The organism is Rhodococcus sp. R1101 (genome assembly GCF_000278445.1).
In the GTDB taxonomy this organism is placed as follows: domain Bacteria; phylum Actinomycetota; class Actinomycetes; order Mycobacteriales; family Mycobacteriaceae; genus Rhodococcus; species Rhodococcus gordoniae.
On record NZ_AJVB01000283.1, the window covers coordinates 1 to 4,846 of the forward strand.

A 4,846-nucleotide genomic window follows, 5' to 3' on the forward strand; every position below is an offset into this window, starting at 1 on the left:
GTGCCTCCCGGCCGAGTTGCGCGGTCAGCACCGCTTCCTTCGCACCACGGCACCCGGCGGTGTTCGGCAGCGGTTCGATACCGAGGCGACGCAGCAGATCGAGGACACCCGTTCCGGAAGCCGCGTCGACGCGACGCATCGCGACGGTGGTGAGCTCGGTGCCCGACGCGACGAGCGCCTCTTCGAGCACGGCCAGGTTCGCCGCACCACCGGTACCGGTGATCAGCCGCGAGCCGAAGGTGCGGCCGGCGATCGTCAGTCCCGGTAGGTCGGCGCCGGGATCGCGTGTGTCAGCCACCTTGGACCGCCGTGAGGATCTCGATGCTCGCACCCCGGGACACCGGCTCCGACCAGCGTCCTCGCGGGCACACGACACCGTCGACGGCGACCGCGATTCCCTTCTCGGGCAGACCGAGCTCGTTCAGCAGCTGCGCCACCGTCGGCGCCGCGTCGTAGTACTTGTCCTCACCGTTGACGGTGATGCCCACGGACACCTCGTTCGTCATCCCACACTCGCTTCCGTAATTCGTCGGGGACAGGCGTATTTCGCATCGGTCAGAGACCGCCCGCCGAGTTCGGCGAGCACCGCGTCGACGGTGAGGGGCGTGAGCAGCACACCGTTGCGACCGTGCCCGGTCGCGGCGACGACACGATCGGAGACCCGGCCGATCAGCGGCAGGTTGTCGGGCGTCATCGGGCGCAGGCCCGCACTCGCCTCGAGCAGTTCGTACTCGCCGAGCGCCGGAAAGATGATCTCGGCATCGGCGATCAGATCGCGCACACCCGCCACCGTGACCTGCGTGTCGGACGCCTCGTACTGCGTCGCCCCCACCACGAGACCGTCGTGGCGCGGAACCAGGTAGGCGGGGCGCCCGTGGACACTCGCGCGCACGGTGCGTTGCGGCGGCGGGGTCGCGCCCGGCCGCACCCGCAGGCGCAGGATCTCGCCCTTGACAGGGCGGACCGGAAGGTCCGGCCACACACGTGCCGAGGCCACCCCGGTCGCGAGCACCACCTGGTCGTCCGGCAGGTCGGCCAGGTCGTGCACGGCGGCGTCCGAGAAACGCACTCCGGCGCCGGTCGCCGCGACGCGCAGGGCGTCGACGAGCGCCCGGTTGTCGACCGACGACTCGGTGGGGGCGAGGAGTCCGAGACGGACCTTCGGACCGAGGGACGGCTCGAATTCCCGGATCTCGGCGCGGGAGAGCAGCCGCATCTCGTGCCCCTGCTCCCCCACCCATTCGGCGACGGTCCGCAGGTCGGCCGCATCGGCCGCATCGAGCGCGACGGTCAGGGACGCCTGGGCGGTGAACACATCGACGCCGGTCTCCGTGCGCAGCGCCTCCGCGAAGGCGGGCCAGCGGTCGAGGGAGGCCGCTCCCAGGGACAGGACGTGGTCTTCACCGGGCCAGCCCTCGGACAGCGGTGCCAGCATTCCTCCGGCCACCCACGAGGCTCCGCTACCAGGATTCGGGTCGTGCACGGTCACGAGGTGTCCCGCGCGGGCCGCGCGCCATGCGATCGACAGCCCGATCACTCCGCCACCCACGACGGCCACAGTTGCCATTGGTCCACCTCACTCCCTGCGCCGGCATGATCCGGGTCAGGTCATAACGGTCGGGGCCGGCAGGCCCCCTCTCAGCCCCGCGATCCCCGGGACTCCCGTGTCGTCACTTTCGCTCTAGAGGCTACCGTCTTGTCCGTGACCACCTATCGCGGCAACCATCCCGACCCGCGCGGCCGACTCGCCACCGCGCGGCTGTACCTGTGCACCGACGCCCGCCGGGACACCGGCGACCTCGCACGGTTCGTCGAGGAGGCCCTCGCCGGTGGGGTCGACATCGTCCAGTTGCGCGACAAGGACTCGGCCGGTGAGAAGAAGTTCGGACGGCTCGAGGCACGCGACGAGCTCGCCGCCCTCGAGATCATCGGCGAGGCGTGTGCACGCCACGGGGCGCTCCTCGCCGTCAACGATCGCGCCGACATCGCACTCGCAGCGGGCGCCGACATCCTGCATCTCGGTCAGGGCGACCTGCCGGTGCGGCACGCGCGGCAGATCCTCGGCGACGGGATCGTCATCGGCCGGTCGACGTCGAGCCGGGCGCAGGCCGCGCTCGCCGACATCGAGGAGGGCGTCGACTACTTCGCGTCCGGACCGGTGTGGGACACCCCGACCAAGCCGGGCCGTACCGCGGCGGGGCTGGAGGTGACGCGCGAGGTCGCGCAGTCGCAGCCGGCACGACCGTGGTTCGCGATCGGCGGCATCGACCTCGAACGGCTCCCCGAGGTGCTCGACGCCGGTGCCACGCGGGTCGCAGTGGTCCGGGCGATCACGAAGGCAGACGATCCGCGGGCCGCCGCGGCTGCACTGAAAGCGGCTCTGCCGGTCTGACGACCGATACGGCAGGGCGCTACAGCCAGCCCAGCACGGCCGAGGGCGACATCGCGAGCGTGCCCTCGGGCAACCGCGCGCGCAGACCGCGATCCGCAGTGACCACGACCGTCACTCCCGGGTCCACCACGGCCGTCGCGGTCGCGGCGAGCCGGGCCAGTTCGTCGTCGCCGCTGCCGTCCGCGGTGTGCACCGGGATCCGGACGTCGTCGATCGTCGCGGCGCGGGCGTGGCCTTCGAGGACCGCCTCGACGCGGGGCACCCAGCCGAACGACCCGTCGGGAAACTCGACGGTGCGGGGCAGCGCCGCGGCGAGGTCGGCGAGCAGCGCGGCGGTCGCACCGGGGCGGTCGCGCCACCACCCGGTGGGGCCACCGGCCCCGAGCACGTTCGCCGTATCGAGCAGCATGCGCACCGGCGCGGTGCGCAGCGACGGCCATGCCTCGGCGAAGCCGCTGTGCAGCGGCATCGTCTCGACGTCCGGTTCCGGCACCCAGCGCAGTTCGGTGCTCTCCTGGTTGAGGCTGGTCACGAGCGTCTCGGCGGCATCGGCGACGACGGTGGTGTAGGTCCACCCACCGGCGAGACCGGAGGTGACGCGTTCGGCGCGCACCGTCACCGCCTCGACGTCGATACCCGCCTCCTCGTGCGCTTCCCGCACGGCTGCGTCGACGGTGCTCTCGTGCGAGTCGCGGGCACCACCGGGAAGGGCCCAGGTCCCACCTTGGTGCGACCATGTCGCCCGATGCTGCAGGAGTACCGCGGGCCGACCGTCCGCCAGCGGAGCGCGCAGCAGCAGGCCTGCGGCGCCGTGCCGTCCCCAGCGCTTCTCGCCGTCCGGGCCGGCCGCCCAGCCGTCGCCGTCTCCACGCATAGCGTCCGCCTCTCCGATCCGCCTCGCCCGGCCTGTGTCCGGTACCGGATCCCGCCGTCCGTGGACGGCAACAATACCGCCGGGCTGCTTATATGCTCCCCTCAGACCGCTCGACACGAGGAAGGGAGTGCCCGGTGGACGTGCGGATCACCCCTCCTTTCGCTCCCATCGGCAGCCACGTGCGCGAGACTGCCGGTACGGACGATCCGGACGCCCGTGTCGACCGCTTCCGCGCCCTGCTGCGATCGACGCCGGTACGGTTGCTGATACTCGGGGCGGTGCTCACCGTGTTGCTCGTGGCCTCGGCCGCGGTGTCCGCGACCACCGTCTCCGGCCGGCAGGCCACCCACGACCGTCTCCTCATGTCCGTCGAACCGCTCGCGAGCGCGGCCCAGAATCTCTACAGCGCGCTCTCGGTGGCCGACGCCGCCGCCGTGACGGGGTTCATCTCGGGCGGGCCCGAACCGGAGGCGGTGCGGAGTCGCTATATCAGGGCCACCGACGAGGCGGCGGAGTATCTCGTCATCGCGGCGACGGGGCTGACGGACGCCGACCGCGAGACGGCACACAACCTCACCGAGATCGGGCGCTTGCTGCCCGTCTACACCGGGCTGATCGAGACGGCCCGCACCAACAATCGCACCGGGCATCCGGTCGGTTCCGCCTATCTGGGTGAGGCCTCGCATCTGATGCAGACCGAACTGCTCCCGGCCGCACAGGAACTGCACACGCGCGGTGTCGCTGCCGTCGAGGACACCCAGCGCGACGCGGTACGACCGCCCTGGCTCGCCATCGGACTGATCCTCGTCACGGTCGCCGCACTGTGCGCGGCGCACGTCGTGGTGAGCCGCCGCAGTCGTCGCACCTTGAATCCCGGGCTCATCGTCGCGATCGGCGCGACCGGGGCGCTGCTGGGCTGGCTGCTCGTCGCCGGACTGGCGTCGTCGAGCGCCACCGAACGCGCCATCGAGCGGGGCGCGGCACCGCTCGCCGATCTCACCGAGGGACGGATCCTCGCCCAGCAGTCGCGCACCGCCGAAACCCTGCTGATCGCCCGGCGCGACACCACCGGCGCGTACGACGACACCTTCGGGACCAACATGTCGCGACTCGGCGACATCCTCGACGTGTACGGACGCGAGTCCGCCCTGGAGGCGGGCGCCGACGCGGTCACGGCGGCCCGGTCGGCGCACGAAGCCTGGATCAACTCGCACGCACGCATGGTCGACGCACTCGCGCGCGGTGACTACGCGGCTGCCTCGGTCCTCGCGGTCGGGGCGGGTCCCGGCGAATCCACCGCCCGGTTCGTCGCCCTCGACGAAGCCTTGACGGAAGCGATCGACGGCACCCGCACCGAACTGCGCGACAACGAGTTCCGCGCGTCGCGCACCCTCGCCGGCCTCACACCGATGTCGGTGATCCTGCTGACGGTGGCGCTCGTCGGAGTGTGGGTCGGTCTCCGGCCACGGTTGAAGGAGTACCAGTGAGACAGCGCGTTCTCGTCGCGGGACTGTGCGTCGTCGCCGCACTCGCCGCCGGGTGCGCGACCGAGCCCCCACCGCGAGCGCCCGGTCTCCAGG

At 71.9% G+C, this 4,846-nt stretch carries 5 protein-coding genes, 1 pseudogene and 1 riboswitch; of the genes and pseudogenes, 2 read left to right on the forward strand and 4 right to left on the reverse strand.

The features are described 5' to 3' along the window. The 3 genes and pseudogenes from thiG to thiO all read right to left on the reverse strand — a co-directional run. Nucleotides 1–298 (reverse strand): annotated as a pseudogene (thiG, locus tag R1101_RS0115965) (thiazole synthase); the annotation flags it as partial. Beyond that, nucleotides 291–506: a sulfur carrier protein ThiS gene (gene thiS, locus R1101_RS0115970; protein ID WP_016934386.1), complete on the reverse strand. Its 216-nt coding sequence runs from the start codon at nt 504–506 to the stop codon at nt 291–293. The gene thiS and the pseudogene thiG, both read right to left, overlap by 8 nt. Beyond that, a complete protein-coding gene (thiO, locus tag R1101_RS0115975; RefSeq protein WP_026003341.1) occupies nt 503–1,567 on the reverse strand; it encodes a glycine oxidase ThiO in 1,065 nt (354 codons plus the stop codon). The genes thiS and thiO overlap by 4 nt, the downstream gene beginning before the upstream one ends. Beyond that, nucleotides 1,564–1,676: riboswitch (TPP riboswitch) on the reverse strand. It overlaps the preceding gene by 4 nt. A 26-nt stretch (nt 1,677–1,702) precedes the next feature. On the opposite strand from thiO, the gene thiE reads away from it, so the two are divergent. Continuing rightward, complete coding sequence (thiE, locus tag R1101_RS0115980) at nt 1,703–2,392, forward strand: thiamine phosphate synthase (RefSeq protein WP_016934388.1); 690 nt, start codon at nt 1,703–1,705, stop codon at nt 2,390–2,392. A gap of 19 nt (nt 2,393–2,411) precedes the next feature. Here thiE and R1101_RS0115985 read toward each other — a convergent pair whose 3' ends face one another. Further along, on the reverse strand, nt 2,412–3,266 hold the full coding sequence (locus R1101_RS0115985) for an NUDIX hydrolase (RefSeq protein ID WP_016934389.1): 855 nt from the start codon (nt 3,264–3,266) through the stop codon (nt 2,412–2,414). A 134-nt stretch (nt 3,267–3,400) separates the two neighbouring features. Between R1101_RS0115985 and R1101_RS0115990 the strand changes: the two genes are divergently transcribed. Continuing rightward, on the forward strand, nt 3,401–4,753 hold the full coding sequence (locus R1101_RS0115990) for a hypothetical protein (protein ID WP_016934390.1): 1,353 nt from the start codon (nt 3,401–3,403) through the stop codon (nt 4,751–4,753). Nucleotides 4,754–4,846: the final 93 nt, after the last annotated feature.